This is a genomic window from Pyxidicoccus sp. MSG2 (genome assembly GCF_026626705.1).
Taxonomy (GTDB): Bacteria; Myxococcota; Myxococcia; order Myxococcales; family Myxococcaceae; genus Myxococcus.
This window is the reverse complement of sequence record NZ_JAPNKC010000001.1, coordinates 8,787,988-8,806,677: the sequence shown is the minus strand read 5'-3', so window position 1 is coordinate 8,806,677 and position 18,690 is coordinate 8,787,988. Positions and strand designations below refer to the sequence as shown.

The following is an 18,690-nucleotide window of genomic DNA, read 5'->3' as shown; positions in this document are numbered from 1 at the left end:
AGCGCGCGCACCCCCAACCTCCACAATCATCAGCAAGTCCCACGCTTTGGCAAGTATTCCGCTACGAGCCTGTAGCGGGATGAGCCGCCGCCGAGTCCTGACGCGCACTTACGCAGCGGGCTGGCATGCACGCGGTGCGGCGTGGTGGGAGCACTTCGCCTCTTGACTCGCGAAAAGCGGTACGCCTCGGCAGGTCGGAATCACGCCTCGCCACCAACGCAAAGGGTGGTCCCGGAGCATCGTCCAGGACCACCCTCGCGCATCATCCGGTGGTGTTCACCGGTTCTTCAGGGCCGGCGGACTACTGGGCCTCGCGCTCCACTTCCACCTTGCCCACGCGGAGGATGGTGAACTCCACGCGGCGGTTGTTCTCGCGGCCCGCCGCCGTCTTGTTGGTGTCCACCGGCTTCGTCTCGCCGTAGCCCGCCGACTCCAGGCGAACGGGGAGGATGCCCTCGTTCACCAGGAACTTGCGCACGTTGTTGGCGCGGCGCTGGGACAGGTCCAGGTTCTTGGCGTCGTTGCCCTGGTCGTCCGTGTGGCCCTCGATGCGGAGCAGCTCCACCTGCGGGTTGGCGCGCAGCACCGCGGCCACCTGCTTCAGCAGCGGGAAGGAGCGCGCGAGGATGACGTCCTTCGACGTGGCGAAGTAGACCTTCTCCAGGATGAGGATGCGCTCGCCGTCGACGAGCACCTTCACCTTGCCCTTGTCCGGGCAGCCGTCCGCGTCATCCACGCCGTTGATGACCTCGGGCTCGTTGACGCACTTGTCCGCCACGTCGGCGATTCCGTCCTTGTCGTTGTCCGGGTCCGGGCAGCCATCCGCGTCCTCGAAGCCGTCCTTGTCCTCGGCCTTCGAGGGGCACGCATCGTCCGGGTCCAGGAGGCCGTCACCATCCGAGTCCACCGGCGCGGGCACCTCGTCCGGGCAGCCGTCCGCGTCCTCGTAGTCGTTCTTCGACTCGGGCTCGTTCATGCACTTGTCGGAGCCGTCGACGATGCCGTCCTTGTCGTTGTCCAGGTCCGGGCAGCCGTCCGCGTCCTCGAAGCCGTCCTTGTCCTCGGCCTCGACGGGGCAGCGGTCCTGCGGGTCCATCAGGCCGTCGCCGTCGGTGTCCACCGGCGCGGGCGTGACGACGGGCTTGGGCTCCTTCGAGGGCGGAGGGCTGTAGCTCAGGCCCGCGAGCACGCGGAAGCCCGGGGTGCCGTAACCGCGGGTGAGGCCCGGCCCGGCGCCCAGGTGCGCGGACAGGCCGCCCAGCGAGCGGTACTTCAGCGCCGCCAGCAGCTCCAGCGGGCGCTCCTCCGTGTCCTGCTCCTCGAAGCCCAGCGCGCCCACCACCGTGGCCTCCGCGGCCAGCGGCAGCTCGCCCAGGGTGAAGGGCAGCTCCGCGCCCACACCGTAGGTCAGCGCGTTGCCGGTGTTCAGGTTGCGAAGCTGCTGCTGCTTGCGGATGTCGATGCCCAGGTTCGCGGCGAGGCGCAGCCGCTGTCCGTACTCGGCCACCAGGCGCGGCTGGATGCCGACGCCCGAGCCACCGAGGAAGTCCGAGCCGCCGCCCGTGGGCAGCACCACCGGCACCGCCAGCGCGAGGCCGAAGGACTCACCGTCCACCAGCCGCGCCTTGGGCACCACGCGCAGGTCGCCAATGCCGCCCGAGCCCACGCCCTGCGAGAAGCTCGGGTCCACCTGCGGCGCCGGCTCCGAGTCCTGCAGCGTCACCGGCAGCACCACGCCCACCTCGAAGCGGTCGAACAGACCCACCGCGCCCATCAGGTCCAACCCCACCTGGCTGCGCACCAGCGCGGTGATGAACCGGTCCTGCCGCGGGTCGAGGAAGTTGAGCGGCTTGTCCGCGTAGTTGAGGGACAGGCCCACGTTCCAGTTGAGGTGGCTCTGCACGCGGGCGCTGTGCACGCCGAGGATGTCCCCGGCGCCCGGGCCCGGCTTGTACTGCTGCACGTCGATGGCCTGCGACGCCGTGGGCGCCGTCACCTGCGCCTGGGCCGTCGGGGCCACCAGCGCCCCGGTGAGGGCAAGGCCCCCGGCGGCACCGGCCACCAGCGCCCGCGAGGGACGCCGGCCCGAGCGGCGCAGGCGGCCCAGCATGGGCAGCGCGAGGAGGAGCAGCGCCAGCGGAGCGAAGGTGCCCGCCCCGCCCGTGCTGCAGCCACGGCCCACGACCACGAAGTCGTCGTTGCCGTCCAGCGGGTTGCCACCGGCGTTGACCTCGTCCCCGTCGCTGGCACCGCCCTGGTCCGTGTCCCGGTTCCTCGGGTCCGTCTCGCCATTGTCGAAGCTGCCGTTGAGGTTCGCGTCCTCGCGACCGTCGTTCAGCCCGTCACCATCCGTGTCGGGGTTGAGCGGGTCCGTCGAGTTGCGGCCCATCACCTCGAGGCCGTCGTTCAGGCTGTCGCCATCCGTGTCCGCCTTGTTCGGGTCGGTCTCGGTGGAGCTCACGGCGCCGTTGGAGTCCGCGTCCTCCGCCCCATCGGTCAGCCCGTCACCATCCGTGTCGGCCTTCTTCGGGTCGGTGGTGGTGCTCGGGTCCGCGTCCGGGACGAAGTTGGGCGAGCTGGTGTTGGTGCCCACCGGCGCGTTCTCCAGCGTCACGCCCCGCTCCGTGCCGTCGAGCAGGCCGTCGTTGTCGCTGTCCGGGTCGAGGGCGTCGATGGTGCCGTCGCCATCCGTGTCGGTGAGGCCGTCGGCGCCGTCCTGCACGCCGTCGTCGTCCGTGTCCGCGTCGTGCGGGTCGGTGCCCAGCTCGATTTCGGTGGCGTCGTCCACGCCGTCACCGTCCGAGTCGGTGTCGTCGGCGGCCACGAGCGGATTCGTCTCGCCCGCGTCCACGCGGCCGTTGTGGTTGGCGTCCTCCACCCCGTCGCGCACGCTGCCACCGTCGGTGTCGACGTTGAGCGGGTTCGTCGTGGTGGTCGGGTCCGCGTCCGGCGTGAAGTGCGCCGGGTCGGTGTCGTCGCCCTCGGGCTCCGTCAGGCCCAGCTCCAGGCCGTCCGTCAGGCCGTCGCCGTCCGTGTCCGCCTCGTTCGGGTCGGTCTCGTTCGCGTCCACGATGCCGTCGTGGTCGGCGTCCTCCGTGCCGTCCATCACGCCGTCGTCATCCGAGTCGTCGTCGAGCGGATCCGTGTCGCCGACGTTGACCTCGATGCCGTCCGTCAGGCCGTCGCCGTCCGTGTCCGGGTTGTTCGGGTCCGTGCCGAGCGTGACTTCCTCGGCGTCCGTGAGGCCGTCGCCGTCCGTGTCGACGCTGACCGACCAGTTGTACGTGGCCGGTGTCGCGTCCACGTTGCCCGCCCCGTCCACCGCGCGCACCGCCAGGGTGTGCGGGCCCGAGGCCAGGCTGGTGAAGGTCACCGGGTCCGGGCACGGCGCGAAGGCCGCCCCGTCCAGGCTGCACTCATACGACACACCGCCGCCCGTCTGGTCGAGGTCGAAGGTGGCCGTGCTCGGCGCGTCCGCCAGCGGCGGGCCGCTCACGATGAGGGTGTCCGGAGCGGTGCGGTCCACGGTCCACGTGTGCGTGGCCGGCGTCGGGTCCACGTTGCCGTCCGTGTCCCGCGCGCGCACCGCCAGGGTGTGCTCACCCTCCGCCAGGCCGTTCAGCTCGAGCGGCGTGGTGCAGGGCGCGAAGGCCGCGCCATCCAGGCTGCACTCGAACGTCACCGGCGACTCATCCGAGGTGAACTCGAAGTTGGCCGTGGTGCTGTTGGTGAGCGCGGGCGGCGTGACGGTGAAGCTCGTGTTCGGCGGCAGCGCGTCCACCGTGAAGTCGTGCGTCACGGGCGGGCTGGTGTTGCCCGCCGGGTCCGTGGCCGTGACGGTGACGGTGTGAGGCCCTTCGGCCAGCCCCGTGCCCACCGGCAGCGTCCAGTTGCCCGAGGCGTCCGCCGTCACCGGCCCCACCTCCACGCCGTCCACCACCACCGACACCGTGGCGCCCGGCTCCGTGGTGCCCGAGTACGTCACCTGCGGCGTCGGGACGACCGCGCCATCGGCGGGCGTGGTGAGCGTCACCACCGGCGCCACCGTGTCCACCGTCCACGTGTGCGTGGCCGGCGTCGTATCCACGTTGCCAGCCGTGTCCACCGCGCGCACCGCCAGGGTGTGCTCGCCGTCGGCCAGCGGGCCGAAGCTCGTCTGGGCCGGGCACGCCGTGAAGGCCGCGCCGTCCAGGCTGCACTCGAACGTCACCGGGGACTCGTTGGAGGAGAAGACGAAGTTCGCCGTCGTCTCGCGCGTCAGCGCCGCGGGGCCGCTGTCGATGGCCGTGTCCGGCGCCGTGTGGTCCACCGTGAAGGTGGAGGTCGCCGGGCCGCTCGTGTTGCCCACGTCGTCCACCGCCACCACCGAGACGGTGTACGGGCCGTCCGCCAGCGTCACCGGAGGCGAGAAGGTCCAGTTGCCCGAGCCATCCACCGGGATGGGGCCGTAGGTCGTCCCGTCCAGCGTCAGCGTCACCGACGTGGCGCCCACCGCCGTGCCGGTGATGGTGACGTTGCCGTCAGGCAGCACCGCGCCGTTGGCCGGCGTGACGATGACCGGAACGACCGGGGCCGTGAGGTCCACCGTCCAGGTGTACTCGGCGGGCGTCGGGTCCACGTTGCCCGCCGCGTCCACCGCGCGAACCTGCAGCGTGTGCCCACCCTCCGCGAAGCCGTTGAACGTCACCGGGTCCGTGCACGGCACGTAGGCGGCGCCGTCCACGCTGCACTCGTAGGTGGAGCCCGGCTCGGAGGCCGAGAACTCGAAGGTCGCCGACGTCGCGTTCGTCGGGTCGGCGGGACCGGAGTCGATGAGCGTGTCGGGCTCCGTGGTGTCCACCGTCCAGCGGTGCTCGGCCGGAGTGAGGTCCACGTTGCCCACCGCGTCCACCGCGCGCACCAGCAGCACGTGCTCGCCGTCCGCGAGGCTCGTGAAGGTCACCGGGTCCGTGCACGGCACGTAGGAAGCGCCGTCGAGGCTGCACTGGTAGGAGACTCCACCGCCCGTCTGGTCGAAGTCGAAGGTGGCGGACGTCTCGCGGGTGAGGGCCGGCGGGCCAGAGACGATGATCGTGTCCGGGGCCGCCAGGTCGACGATGAAGGTGCTCGTCACCGGGCCGGCGGAGTTGCCGGCAGCGTCCACGCTGGTGGCGGACACCGTGTACGGACCCTCGGCCAGCGGCACCGGAACCGTGAAGGTCCAGTTGCCCGAGCCATCCACCGGGATGGGGCCGTAGGTGGCGCCATCCAGGTCCAGGAAGATGCTGCTGCCCGGCTCACCGGTGCCGGTGATGGTGGGCGTCGCGGTGCCCACCGTGTCGCCATCGGCCGGCGAGTCGATGGTCGGCAGCGTCGGCGCCGTCAGGTCCACCGTCCACGCGTAGGTGGCCGGCTCCGGGTCCGCCGTGCCAATCGCATTGACCGTACGCACCGCCAGCGTGTGGTTGCCCGCCGCCAGGCCCGTGAAGGTCACCGGGTCCGTGCAGGCCACGAAGGCCGCGCCGTCCAGGCTGCACTCGTACCGCACGCCGCCGTTGATCTGGTCGAAGTCGAAGGTGGCCGTCGTCGAGTTGGTGCGCAGGTTCGGACCGGAGACGATGAGGGTGTCCGGAGCCGAGGTGTCGACGAGGAAGTCATGCGCCGTCGCCTCGCTGATGTTGCCAGCGGCGTCCGTCGCCGTGGCCTCCACCGTGTGCGAGCCGTCGGACAGGTCCCCGTCCTCCACGATGCTCCAGTTCCCATTCACGTCGGCCCTCACGGTGCCCAGCACCACGCCGTCCACAATCACCGTCACATCGGCGCCCGGCTCGGCCGTGCCCTCGTACGTCGGGCGGCGCGTGGCCACCGTCGCCCCATCGGCGGGACGGTCGATTTCCGGAGCCGCCGGCCGCACCGTGTCCACGATGAAGGTGTTGGGAGCGCTCGGCCCGCTGACGTTGCCCGCCGCGTCCGTGGACGTGGCGACCACCGTGTGCGGACCCTGGTCCAGCACCACCGGGCAGGGGAACGTCCAGTTGCCCAGGCCGTCCACCGGCGCGGTGCCCAGCACCACGCCGTCCACAATCACCGTCACCGTCGTGCCCGGGTCCGCCGTGCCGGCGAACGTCGGCTGCTGCGTCGGCACCGTCGTGCCGTCGGCCGGAGCCGTCACCACCGGGATGCCGGGGGCGGTGCGGTCCACCGTCCAGCTGTAGGTCGCGGGCGTGGGGTCCACGTTGCCGGCCGCATCCACCGCGCGCACCGCCAGCGTGTGGCCACCTTCCGCCAGGCCCGTGAAGGTCACCGGGTCGGTGCAGGCCGTGAAGGCCGCGCCGTCCAGCGAGCACTGGTACGTCACCGGGCTGTCGGGCGAGCTGAAGTTGAACGTGGCCGTCGTCGCGTTCGTCTGCGCCGCCGGGCCCGAGTCAATCACCGTGTTCGGCGGCGTGGTGTCCACCGTCCAGGCGTGGGTCGCGGGGCTGCCGTCCACGTTGCCGGCCGCATCCACCGCGCGCACCGCCAGCGTGTGGTTGCCGTCCGCAAGGCCCGTGTACGTGCGCGGGTCGCTGCACGCCACGAAGGCCGCGCCGTCCAGCGAGCACTGGTACGTCACCGGGCTCTCGTTCGAGCTGAAGTCGAACGTCGCGCTGTTGCTGTTCGTCAGCGCGGGCGGGCCGGACACAATCGTCGTGTCCGGAGCGCTGGTGTCCACCGTCCAGGCGTACGTCGCCGGAGTCGGGTCCACGTTGCCAGCCGCATCACGGGCGCGCACCGACAGGGTGTGGTTGCCCTGCGCAAGTCCCGTGAAGGTCACCGGGTCGGTGCAGGCCGCATACGCCGCGCCATCCAGCGAGCACTCGTACGTCACCGGGCTGTCGGGCGAGCTGAAGTCGAACGTGGCGCTGGTGGAGTTCGTCACCGCCGCCGGGCCGCTCACGATGGAGGTGTCCGGAGGGGTGGTGTCCACCATCCAGGCGTGGGTGGCCGGAGTCGGGTCCACGTTGCCGGCCGCATCCACCGCGCGCACCGACAGCGTGTGGTTGCCGTTGGCCAGGCCCGTGAAGGTCACCGGGTCCGTGCAGCTCGTGAAGGCCCCGCCGTCCAGCGAGCACTGGTACGTCACCGGGCTGTCGGGAGAGTTGAAGTCGAACGTGGCGCTGGTGGAGTTCGTCACCGCCGCCGGGCCGCTCACGATGGTGGTATCCGGAGGCGTGGTGTCGACGGTCCACGTATACGTAGCCGGCGTCGTGTCCACGTTGCCGGCGCTGTCCACCGCGCGAACCTCGAGCGTGTGGCTGCCGTTCGACAGGCCCGGGAAGGTCTGCGGGTCCGCGCACGCGGTGAACAGCACCGCGCCGTCCAGACGGCACTCGTAGGTGACGGGGCTCTCGTTGGAGTTGAAGTCGAAGTTGGCCACCGCCGAGTTCGTAATCAGGGGCGGCGTGCTGGTGAACGTGGTGTCCGGAGCCACCGTGTCGACCGTCCACGCGCGGGTGGCGGGCGTGGGGTCCACGTTGCCAGCCGCATCACGGGCGCGCACCGACAGCGTGTGGCCGCCCTGGGCCAGGCCCGTGAACGTCACCGGGTCCGTGCAGGCCGCGAAGGCCGCGCCGTCCAGCGAGCACTCGTAGGTGACGGGGCTGTCAGGAGAGCTGAAGTCGAAGGTGGCCGACGTGGAAGCCGTCAGCCCCGAGGGGCCACTCACGATGGTGGTGTCCGGAGGGGCGGTGTCCACGGTCCACGCGTAGGTGGCGGGCGTCGGGTCCACGTTGCCCGCGGTGTCACGCGCGCGGACCGACAGCGTGTGGTTGCCGTCCGCCAGGCCGGTGAAGGTGCGCGGGTCGGAGCAGGCCACGAAGGCCGCGCCGTCCAGCGAGCACTCGAAGGTGGCGGCCGCGTCGGGAGAGCTGAAGTCGAACGTGGCGCTGTTGCTGTTCGTCACCGACGCCGGACCACTCACGATGGTGGTGTCCGGCGGGGAGGTGTCCACCGTCCAGGCGTGGGTCGCCGGGCTGCCGTCGATGTTGCCCGCGGCATCCACCGCGCGGACCGCCAGCGTGTGGTTGCCGTCCGCCAGGCCCGTGAACGTACGCGGGTCGGTGCAGGCCACGAAGGCCGCGCCGTCCAGCGAGCACTGGTACGTCACCGGGCTCTCGTTCGAGCTGAAGTCGAACGTCGCGCTGTTGCTGTTCGTCAGCGCGGGCGGGCCGGAGACAATCGTCGTGTCTGGAGCAGTGGTGTCTACCGTCCACGCGTAGGTGGCCGGCGTCGGGTCCACGTTGCCGGCGGCGTCACGCGCGCGGACAGACAGCGTGTGGTTGCCCTGCGCGAGTCCCGTGAAGGTCACCGGGTCGGTGCAGGCCGCATAGGCCGCGCCATCCAGCGAGCACTCGTACGTCACCGGGCTGTCGGGCGAGCTGAAGTCGAACGTGGCGCTGGTGGAGCTCGTCACCGCCGCCGGGCCGCTCACGATGGTGGTATCCGGAGGCGTGGTGTCGACGGTCCACGCGTAGGTGGCCGGAGTCGGGTCCACGTTGCCGGCCGCATCACGCGCACGCACCGACAGGGTGTGGTTGCCCTGCGCCAGGCCCGTGAAGGTCACCGGGTCGGTGCAGGCCGCGAAGGCCGCGCCGTCCAGCGAGCACTCGTACGTCACCGGGGTCTCGTTCGCGGAGAAGTCGAACGTGGCCGTGGTGGCGTTCGTCACCAGGGCCGGGCCGCTGACAATCGTCGTATCTGGCGGCGTGGTGTCCGACGCCACCGTGAAGGTGTTGGTGTTGCTGCGCGCACTGGCAACGCCCTGCACCTCGGCCACGGCGCTGATGGTGTGCGCACCAGCCGCGAGGTCGGCCGTCGGGGTGTACGTGAAGTTGCCAGCGGCATCCGCCGTCACGCGGGCGTACTCCACGCCGTCGACGTAGATGATCACCGTCGAGTTCGCCGGGGCCGTGCCGCCCATGGGCGGGCGGACGCCGGTGGTGGAGCCGTTGGCTGGCAACGTGACCACTGGTGCGGCCGGAGCCGGGAAGGCACCCGACAGGGTGGTGACGAGGCCGACACTGCCGGCAATGGCGCCGTAGGTCAGACCGTCGGGAGCGCCGGCCGTCGGCTGCGTACCCGCCGCACCACCGGTGACCGCGGGCGTGCAGCCCACCGTGCCACCCTGAATCAGGCCGCGGCCACCACCGCCACCACCACCCGTGCCGTGCTGGTCGAACGCGGTGCTGCCACCAGCGCCACCGCGCGCCGTCACCTGATTGGCGTTGCACGTGAAGTTCCCCGTGAAGCGCAGGTACAGCGTACCGCCCGCGCCGCCGCCGCCCGCCGCGTCGTTGCCCGGATCCGTCGCGTTCACACCCGCCACGCCGTTCGCCGAAATCGTTCCGGCTCCCGTCAGCGACGCCGCGCGGATGAACACGATGCCGCCACCGGCGCTGCCACCGCCACCCAGGTCGTCATTGCTGTGGCCCGCGCCGCCACCACCGCCGAAGAGCAGGTGGTCCTGCGGGGTGAAGAGCATCTGCGCGCCGCCGCGACCACCGACGTCACGCGAGGGAACCGTGTCGCCGCTCCACGTGCGGCCGCCCTTGCCACCCGTGCCATGGCTGCTGCCACCGCCACCACCCGAGTTGTGGCAGATGCCGCCGCCACCACCGTTGAAGATGTTGCCGTACCCCGTCGTGCCCCCCGCTGGAGGAATCGCAAGGGAGTAGCGCGCCGGAACGATGCCCTCACCCTTCGTCGTGCCTCCCGGGTACGCCTGGTCGATGCCGGTGCAGTTGTCACCGTTGCCGTTGAGGAACTGGCCGCCGCGGAATCCCAGTCCGCTCGCGGAGATGGCGCCCGCGTTGCTCACCGCACCCGTCGCCAGGAAGATGACCACGCCACCCGTAATGCCATCCCAGGCCTGGGCGACGATGCTGCCCGCGGCGTTGACCGTCACGGTGGTGTACTCGGGCACCCGGATGGCCTGCGTCACGTTGGCCGCGAAGCTCACCGTGAGCGGCTGGCTGAAGGTGAGCCGGGTGGCGGTGAGAGACTGCACCCGCCCGAACTGCCACCGGCCCACCGTGTTCCCCGTCAGGTCGAGGGCCGTCTGGCCCCCCGACGTCACCGTCCCGGTGTAGCCCGTGCCCTGGTACACCAGGACCAGGTCGCCGTTCGCGAAACCCGTCGAGGAGGTCACGGTGACGAAGCTCTGGTTCACCGGAACCGCCGCCGTCACCCGCGTATAGGTGTTGACGACGGTGTTGGCGGCGTTGACCGTCAGTGCGCCATTGTGGCCATTGCCCAACTGGAAGGTGTCGAGCTCGGCCTGGGCGGCGGGAGCCACCAGCACGGCGCACAGCAGCGCCAGAAGGCCAGCGGCAGGCAGGCGAGCACGGATGCGTCGCGCCAGCGCCAGCGGAGTGTAGGTGGGGGTGTTGTCGTTCATGTGGGCGGGGCCGCGCGAGGTGGGATGGGGTCCCGGCGGCAATGGCCGCACATAGCAATCCCGAAGCCATCCCTCGTCCAGTTCCCAACCCCCGCAGTTCCAAGGGCTTCTGGGACCCAGCACCCTCCCCTCCCAGAGGGCAATCCGAATCACGGATCCGGATTCTGGAAACCAGACAGCTTTGCGTCCCAACCGGACGCGCCCGAAGCCGCTCCTGACGCGTCAGCACCGGACGCGGAAGGGACTCCTGACGCGTCCACGTCCGACGCGATCTGGGCATGACGCACCTGGCCAGAATGCAAAAGGGGCCCCCCTTCCGGAGAGCCCCTTCGCATGCGGCGGGCGGGTTGACTCAGCCCGTCAGAAGATTTCCTCGAGCCACTCGCGCATGCGGCCCTTCACCTTCTTGTACACGTTCTCCTCGCGGATGCGGAACATGCGCCGGTCCAGGTGCTTGGCACCGTAGACGACCAGGCCCACGCCCGTGGCGTACATGGGGCTCTTCACCACGTCCACCAGCCCGCCGATGCCACGCGGCATGCCGCGGCGCACCGGCAGCCCGAGCACCTCTTCGGCCAGCTCCGGCATGCCGGCCAGCAGCGTGGAGCCACCCGTAATCACCACGCCCGAGGCCAGCAGGTCCTCGTAGCCGCACTTCTGGATTTCGCGGTGCACGAGCTGGAAGATCTCCTCCACGCGCGGCTCCAGAATCTCGCAGAGAATCTGCCGCCCCAGGACGCGCGGCTGGCGGCCGCCCACGCTGGGCACCTCAATCGTGTCGTCCTTGTTGATGAGGGACGCCAGCGCGCAGCCGTACTTCTGCTTGATGCGCTCGGCCTCGTGCGCGGGCGTGCGCAGGCCGATGGCGATGTCGCTGGTGAGGTTGTTGCCGCCCAGCGCAATCACCGCCGTGTGGACGATGGAGCCGCCGGAGAAGATGGCGATGTCCGTGGTGCCGCCGCCGATGTCGACGAGGCACACGCCCAGCTCCTTCTCGTCCTCGCCCAGCACCGCCTCCGCGCTGGCCAGCGGCTGCAGGACGATGTCGGAGACATTCAGCCCCGTGCGGTTGGCGCACTTGACGATGTTCTGCGCGCTCGAGACGGCCCCGGTGACGATGTGCACCTTGGCCTCCAGGCGCACGCCCGCCATGCCCAGCGGCTCCTTGATGCCGCCCTGGTCGTCGATGATGAACTCCTGCGGCAGGACGTGGATGACCTCCCGGTCCAGGGGGATGGCCACCGCCTTCGCCGCGTCGATGACGCGGGCGATGTCCGCCTCGCGGACCTCCTTGTCCTTCACCGCGACGATGCCCTGGGAGTTGAAGCCCTTGATGTGGCCGCCGGCGATGCCCGTATAGACGTGGGAGATTTCAGCCCCCGCCATCAGCTCCGCCTCTTCGACGGCGCGCCGGATGGAGGAGACCGTGGCCTCGATGTTGACCACCACGCCCTTGCGCAACCCCTTCGACGGGTGCGTACCGATGCCGATGATGTCGATGCCGCTGTCGGTCAGCTCTCCGACGATGGCGCAGATCTTCGTCGTGCCGATGTCGAGGCCGACGATGATCTCCCCCGACTTCTGCTTCGCCATGACAACCCTCCCAGGCCCCCCACTCTCGTGAAAGGGGCATCCGCTTACCGCGTCGAGACCCCGTTCCTCTCGGAGACAGGGCTCGAAAGCTTCACCGCCACCCAACCGGGTCGGGCACGGTTATCCAGGTGAATGATCTCCGCTGCAAGCCCCCTCGTGCCCAGCTCTCGCCGGACCCGGGCCAGCCGCTGCAGCTTGACCTCGGAATCTCCTTCTCCCAGGCGCACTTCCTGGCCGGACGCCGTCACCAGCGCCACGCTCTGCGCCTCCATGCGGACCTCGGACAGGCGCTCGGCCTTGTCGGTTGACAGCCGCGCATAGGCGCTCGCCACCTCCAGCGCCGAGCGCAGGCGCTCGCGCGCCACCGTCGGGTCCGTCACGTACCCCTCGCGGTCCAACCCCGTGACGAGCGGCAAATCCAGCCCGTCCCCCGGCGTCACCCGCTTGAAGGGCTCACCGTCCTCGTCCAGGACGTACAACTCGCCCAGCACCGCCAGGGCCACCGGCACGTGTTCGGTCACCTCCACCGACACGCGGTTGGGGAAGCGCCGCGTCACCTCCACCGTCTTCACCCAGGGGTGCTGCGACATGGCGCGCTCCAGGGCGCCCGTGTCCAGGGTCCACAGGTTCTGCCCCTTCGTCAGCACCGCCAGCCGCAGCAACTCCACGCGCGAGGCGCGCTGGAGGCCGGAGAAGGACACCGCCGCGAGGTCGAAGCGGGGCGACGTCAGCGCCCAGTGCCGCGATTCCACCCCGCCCCACACCAGCAGGCCCGTGGCCAGCGTCAGCGCGAGCACCTTCAGGACGCCGGGGCCGTGCGAGCGCACGGCACCCTTCACCGCCTCCTTCTGCTGGGCGGTATCCTGACGACGACGATTTCGCGCTCTGCCAAAGGCCATGGGTCGGGACGGTCGCACGCATGCTGCGCGCGGATGGATCTCCACGCCAGTTTTTGGCTACAGGCACGTCGCTGTAGCGCTGGCGGCGGGTGCGGGGCCAGGGACTTCCGGGGGTTTTCGACGAAGCCCGGCGCCAAGTTGCGTCGGGCCCGCGAGGGGGCGGCTCAGGCCTTGAGGGAGGCGCCCAACAGCAGGCGCTCACACAGGGCCGGGAAGTCGATACCACGTCCGGCGGCAATCTTGGGGAGGAGACTGGTGGCCGTCATGCCGGGCAGCGTGTTGATCTCCAGCAGGAACACGTCCCCCCCCTCGGTGATGATGACGTCGGACCGGGAGCCCCCGCTGCAGCCGAGGGCCTTGTGCGCGGCCAGGCTCACCTCGTTCACCCGGGCATACTGCTCAGGAGGCAGGGGCGCGGGGAAGAGATACTGAGTACCGGAGCCCGCCTTGTACTTGGCTTCGTAGTCGTAGAACTCGCGCGCGGCGCGCACCTCGATGACGCCGAGGGCCTCATCGTCCAGCACCCCACCCTGCACTTCGCGTCCCTTGACGAACTGCTCCACCAGCAGGGTGCCGGCGTACTTCGCCGCGTCCTTCACGGCGGCGTCGTAGTCCTCGCGCTTCTTGCAGATATGAACGCCCACGCTGCTGCCCTCGCGGCTGGGCTTCACCACCACCGGGAAGGGGAAGGGCAGCGAGTCCGCCGCCGCCAGCGCCGACTCCGCGTCCTTGAAGGCGCGGTACGCCGGAGTGGGGATGCCGTACGCGACGAAGACCTGCTTGGCGTACACCTTGTCCATGCCCAGCGCGGAGGCCAGCACGCCGCTGCCGCTGTAGGGGATGAACATGGACTCCAGCAGGCCCTGGAGGCACCCGTCCTCGCCATAGCGGCCGTGCACCGCCAGCCACGCCACGTCCACCTTCTCCGCGATGAGACGCGCGGGCAGGTCCTTGCCGACGTCCACTTCCACCACGTCGTAGCCCAGCGAGCGCAGCGCTCCGGCCACGGCCGCGCCGGTGCGCAGGGAGACTTCACGCTCGGCGGACAGGCCGCCATAGAGCACGCCCACGCGCTTCGTCTTGAGCTCGTCCTTCGTGAAGGCGCCGCGATTCGGGGTCATGGCAGGAACTCTCCCACGCGCTTGACTTCGGGTTTCATGTCGACGCCGGTCTCCTCGCGCACCCGCTGCTGCATGAGGGTGACGAGGCCCAGCACGTCACGGGCGGTGGCTCCGCCCAGATTCACAATCCAGTTGGCGTGCAGGATGGAGACCTGCGCGCGGCCCAGCGTATGCCCCTTGAGGCCGACCAATTCAATGAGCCTGCCGGCATGGTCGCCCAGCGGGTTGGTGAAGACGCTGCCGAAGTTGGGCTGACTCAGCGGCTGCGTGCGCTTGCGGTAGCCCAGGTCCGCGTCCATGGCGGCCTTGGACGCCTGCACGTCCCCCTTTCTCAAGAGGAAGCGCACCCGCGTCACCACACTGTCCGGCGGCAATTCGGAATGACGGTAGGCGTGCGGAATCCGAGCCTTCTCCAGCCACCCCACCCCGTCCGCCGTGGCGACCTCCACCGCCTCAATCGCACGGAAGGCCTCTCCGTTCTTGGTGCCGGCATTCATGGCCACCGCGCCGCCCAGCGTGCCGGGAATACCGGCGAGGAACTCCGCGCCCACCAGCGCATTGCCGCGCATGAGGTTGATGAGCCGGACGATGGCCGCGCCCGCGCCCAGCGTGAGGCGGCCCTCCTCGGGGCCCACGTCCGCCACTTCCGGAAAGAGGTCTCCGGGCAGCTTCAGGGTGAAGCCCGGCACGCCGCCATCGCCCACCAGCGTGTTGGCGCCACCGCCGAGGATGGAGATGGGAATGCCCTCCTCGCGCGCCAGCTTCAGGAGCGCCACCAGCGCCTCCGGCGAGCGCGGGCGCACCAGCGCTTCCGCCGCGCCGCCCACCCGAACGCTGGTGAGCGGGGCCAGGGGCTCGCCCGGCTTCACCTCGCAGCCGGACAGCCGCGCCACGCGCTCCGCCAGCGCCGTCCTCACGCCCGCTTCGACCATGGGGCTCAGCCCTTCGACAAAGAGGAGGTGCCCAGCAGGGTGAGCAGGTCCGGCCCCACCTGGGTGATGTCGCCCGCGCCCAGCGTGAGCACCAGGTCGCCCTCGCGCAGCCGGGGCAGCAGCGCCGCCGGCAATTCGGTGCGCTTCTCCACGAAGGTGACGTCACGGTGGCCGTGCGCGCGGATGGCGTCCGCCAGCGCGTCGCCGGTGGCGCCCGCAATCCGCTCCTCGCCCGCCGCGTAGACGCTGGTGACGAAGAGCACGTCCGCGTCGTTGAACGAGGTGGAGAACTCCTTCATCAAGTCGTGGGTGCGCGTGTAGCGGTGCGGCTGGAAGGCCACCACCACGCGGCGGCCGAAGGCCTTGCGCGCGCCGGCCAGCGTGGCCATGACCTCGGTGGGGTGGTGCCCGTAGTCGTCCACCACGGTGATGCCCTGCGCCTCGCCGCGCACGGTGAAGCGCCGCTGCACGCCGCCGAACTCGGCCAGCGCGCCGCGCACCGTCTCCAGCGGGATGTCCATCTCCTCCGCCACGGCGATGACGGCCAGCGCGTTGAAGGCGTTGTGCGCGCCCACCATGCGCACGCGGAACTCGCCCAGCGGCTCGTCCCGGCGGAAGGCCTGGAAGGTGGTGGTGAAGCCGTCCAGTTGGATGTTCTCCAGCCGGTAGTCCGCCATATGCGAACTGCCGTAGGTGACGAAGCGCTTCTCAATCCGCGGCAGCAGTGCCTGGACGTTGGGGTTGTCCAGGCAGAGGACGTTGAGGCCGTAGAAGGGCACCCGGTTGCAGAACTCCACGAAGGCGGACTGGAGCGTGTCCAGCGTGCCGTAGTGGTCCATGTGCTCCGGGTCGATGTTGGTGACGATGGAGATGGACGGGTGCAGCTTGAGGAAGCTGCCGTCGCTCTCGTCCGCCTCCACCACCATCAGCTCGCTCTTGCCCAGCTTGGCGTTGGAGTCGAGCACGTTCACCTTGCCGCCCACCACCGCCGTCGGGTCCAACCCCGCGGCGCTCAGCACCGTGGCCACCATGGACGTCGTCGTCGTCTTGCCGTGGCTGCCCGCCACCGCGACGGAGTACTTCAGGCGCATCAACTCCGCGAGCATCTCCGCGCGGGGGATGACGGGAATCTTCCGCTGCCGCGCGGTGACGACCTCCGGGTTGTCCTTGCGCACCGCGGAGGAGATGACCACCACGTCCGCCTGGACGAGGTTCTGCGCCTTGTGCCCCTCGAAGATGGTGGCCCCCATGCGCGTCAGGCGCCGGGTGATGTCGCTCTCCTTCAAGTCGCTGCCGGACACCCGGTAGCCCAGGTTGAGCAGCACCTCGGCGATGCCGCTCATGCCGATGCCGCCGATGCCCACGAAGTGCACCTGCGCGGCGTGGCGCGTCTTGAAGAGGCTGACGGGCTTGTTCTTCGTCACGAGTGGCTCCTCGGCGCCTTCTTCGGCTCGGTGGGGGCGCGCTCCCTACCATTGGGGCCCCACGCCTGCACCATCAGGTCCACGCAGACGTCCGCCAGCTCCTTGGCTGCCTCCGGGCGGCCCAGCAGGCCCGCCTTCTTCTCCATGTTCTTCAGCTTCGCCGGGTCGCTCTTCAGGGTGCGGATGACCTCCGCCAGCTTCTCCCCGGTGAGCTCCGACTCGCGGAACATCAGCGCCGCGCCCGCGTCCACGAGTGCCTTCGCATTCACGGCCTGGTGGTCATCCGTGGCGTGAGGAAAGGGAATGAGGATGCTGGCCTTCTTGCACACGGTCAGCTCCGCCAGCGTGGTGGCCCCGGCGCGACAGACGACGAGGTCCGCCTTCGCGTACGCGCTCGACATGTCGTCGATGAACTCCACCACGTCCGCCTGGAAGCCCTTCTCCGCGTAGCCCTTGCGCACCTGCTCCAGGTCGTTCTTCCCCGTCTGGTGGACGAAGTGCAGCCCGTCCTTCAGGTCGCCCAGGGAGTTCAACGCCTCAATCATCCGCTGATTGATGCCGCGCGCGCCCAGGCTGCCGCCGAAGACGAGCAGCGAGAACTTCTCGTGCGCCACGTGGCTGCGCAGGTAGTTGTCCATCAGCTTGCGGCGGATGGGGTTGCCGATGAGCTGCACCTTCTTCTCCGGGAAGAAGCGGTGCGCGCCCTCGAAGGCGGTGAAGACGACGCGAACCACCTTGCCCAGCAGCTTGTTGGTGAGGCCCGGCAGCGCGTTCTGTTCCTGAATCGCGGTGGGGATGCCCATCAGCCATGCGGCCAGCACCACCGGCCCGCTGGCGTAGCCGCCCACGCCCACCACCACGTCCGGCTTCTGCCGGGCGAGGATGCGGAACGACTCGATGAAGGCCAGCGGCAGGGCGAAGAGCGCCTTGATGAAGGCGAACAGGTTCTTCCCCTTGAGGCCCTGCACCTTCACCAACTCCAGCGGGTAGCCCTCCTTCGGCACCACGCGCGCCTCGAGGCCCCGCTCGGTGCCCACGAAGACCACCTCGTTGCCATGGTGACGCGTCGTCACCTCTTCCGCCAGGGCGATGCCCGGGAAGAGATGGCCACCGGTGCCGCCGCCCGCGATGAGGACCTTCACGCCGTCACCTCCCGCATGTCCGTGCCCGTCCGCGTGGCGCGTGTTGCCGGCTCGGCATTCGCGCTCAAGGACAACAGCACCCCCGCCGCTCCCATCAGCACCACCAAGGAAGTTCCTCCGTACGAGACGAAGGGCAGCGTCAGCCCCTTCGTGGGCAGCAGCCCCATGGCCACGCACATGTTCACCGTGGCCTGGAACGCGATGATGGAGGTGATGCCCAGCCCCAGGTACGTGCCGAACGTCTCCCCCGCGGCCAGGCTGGCGCGCACCCCGCGCCACAGCACCATTCCGTACAGCGTCACCAGCAACCCCACGCCTATCAGCCCCGTCTCCTCGCCGATGATGGAGAAGATGAAGTCGGTGTGCGCCTCCGGCAGGAAGAAGAGCTTCTGCCGCCCGTCCCCCAGCCCCAGGCCCGACACTCCGCCCGAGCCGATGGACATCAGCGACTCGGCCACCTGGTAGCCCACGTCGTGCCGGTGCGCCCACGGGTCCAGGAAGGCGAGGATGCGCTTCATGCGGTACGGGCTCGTCGCAATCGCGACGTACGCCAGGGGCAGCGCCAGCAGCACCGAGCCCACCAGGTAGCTCAGCTTCGCCCCGGCCGCGAAGAGCAGCACGAAGAGCATGAACACCAGCAGCACGCTGCTGCCGAAGTCCGGCTGGAGCATGCACAGGAGGACGAGCACTCCACACAGGGCCAGGTGCGGGAGGAAGCCCACGGAGAAGGTGGCCACCTTCTCGCGCTTCTTCGCCAGCGAGTAGGACAGGTAGACGACCCAGGCGAACTTCGCCAACTCCGCGGGCTGCAGGCTGAAGCCCGGCAGGCGAATCCACCGGCGCGCGCCGCCCGCCGTGGTGCCGATGCCGGGGATGGCCACCGCCACCAGCAGGACGATGGCGATGAGCAGCAGCGGGTACGCCCAGCGCGCCAGCTTGCGCCAGCCCACCTTCATGGCCACCGCCATGGCCACCACGCCCATGCCGGCCGCGGTGAGCTGGCGCTTGAAGAAGTACAGGCTGTCACCCAGCTTGTCCTGCGCCAGCACCGCGCTGGCCGAGTACACCATCACCAGCCCGAAGGTGACGAGGCCGAGCACGGCGCACAGGAGTATCGGGTCGAACCGCACGGAGGCGGACGCGGGAGGAGTGGTCTTCATGTCCA

At 70.1% G+C, this 18,690-nt stretch carries 8 protein-coding genes; all 8 read right to left on the bottom strand.

Features of this window, described 5'->3' with window-relative positions:
- Window positions 1-301: 301 nt before the first annotated feature.
- The gene (agmC, locus tag OV427_RS34490; RefSeq protein ID WP_267860462.1) at window positions 302-10,414 is read right to left on the bottom strand and encodes an adventurous gliding motility protein AgmC; all 10,113 of its coding nucleotides are present in this window, start codon (window positions 10,412-10,414) and stop codon (window positions 302-304) included.
- A 360-nt stretch (window positions 10,415-10,774) separates the two neighbouring features.
- Entirely contained in the window at window positions 10,775-12,007 is a 1,233-nt protein-coding gene (gene ftsA, locus OV427_RS34485) for a cell division protein FtsA (RefSeq protein WP_163995185.1), read from the bottom strand.
- Window positions 12,008-12,051: 44 nt separating this feature from the next.
- On the bottom strand, window positions 12,052-12,906 hold the full coding sequence (locus tag OV427_RS34480; RefSeq protein WP_267860461.1) for a cell division protein FtsQ/DivIB: 855 nt from the start codon (window positions 12,904-12,906) through the stop codon (window positions 12,052-12,054).
- 164 nt (window positions 12,907-13,070) lie between these two features.
- The gene (locus OV427_RS34475; protein WP_267860460.1) at window positions 13,071-14,027 is read right to left on the bottom strand and encodes a D-alanine--D-alanine ligase; all 957 of its coding nucleotides are present in this window, start codon (window positions 14,025-14,027) and stop codon (window positions 13,071-13,073) included.
- On the bottom strand, window positions 14,024-14,959 hold the full coding sequence (murB, locus tag OV427_RS34470) for a UDP-N-acetylmuramate dehydrogenase (RefSeq protein WP_267860459.1): 936 nt from the start codon (window positions 14,957-14,959) through the stop codon (window positions 14,024-14,026). Before murB ends, OV427_RS34475 begins: the two co-directional genes overlap by 4 nt.
- 5 nt (window positions 14,960-14,964) lie before the next feature.
- The gene (gene murC / locus OV427_RS34465) at window positions 14,965-16,383 is read right to left on the bottom strand and encodes a UDP-N-acetylmuramate--L-alanine ligase (RefSeq protein WP_267860458.1); all 1,419 of its coding nucleotides are present in this window, start codon (window positions 16,381-16,383) and stop codon (window positions 14,965-14,967) included.
- Window positions 16,380-17,525 carry an undecaprenyldiphospho-muramoylpentapeptide beta-N-acetylglucosaminyltransferase gene (gene murG, locus OV427_RS34460; RefSeq protein ID WP_267860457.1) on the bottom strand — a complete coding sequence of 382 codons (1,146 nt, stop codon included), beginning with the start codon at window positions 17,523-17,525 and terminating at the stop codon, window positions 16,380-16,382. Before murG ends, murC begins: the two co-directional genes overlap by 4 nt.
- Window positions 17,522-18,685, bottom strand: coding sequence for a putative lipid II flippase FtsW (ftsW, locus tag OV427_RS34455; RefSeq protein WP_267860456.1), 1,164 nt, complete (start codon window positions 18,683-18,685; stop codon window positions 17,522-17,524). Before ftsW ends, murG begins: the two co-directional genes overlap by 4 nt.
- Between the last annotated feature and the right edge of the window lie 5 nt (window positions 18,686-18,690).

Coding starts and splice junctions, on each gene's coding strand:
- ftsA (WP_163995185.1), bottom strand. CDS start 12,007: ATGGCGAAGCAGAAGTCGGGGGAGATCATCGTCGGCCTCGACATCGGC.
- ftsW (WP_267860456.1), bottom strand. CDS start 18,685: ATGAAGACCACTCCTCCCGCGTCCGCCTCCGTGCGGTTCGACCCGATA.
- OV427_RS34480 (WP_267860461.1), bottom strand. CDS start 12,906: ATGGCCTTTGGCAGAGCGCGAAATCGTCGTCGTCAGGATACCGCCCAG.
- agmC (WP_267860462.1), bottom strand. CDS start 10,414: ATGAACGACAACACCCCCACCTACACTCCGCTGGCGCTGGCGCGACGC.
- murB (WP_267860459.1), bottom strand. CDS start 14,959: ATGGTCGAAGCGGGCGTGAGGACGGCGCTGGCGGAGCGCGTGGCGCGG.
- OV427_RS34475 (WP_267860460.1), bottom strand. CDS start 14,027: ATGACCCCGAATCGCGGCGCCTTCACGAAGGACGAGCTCAAGACGAAG.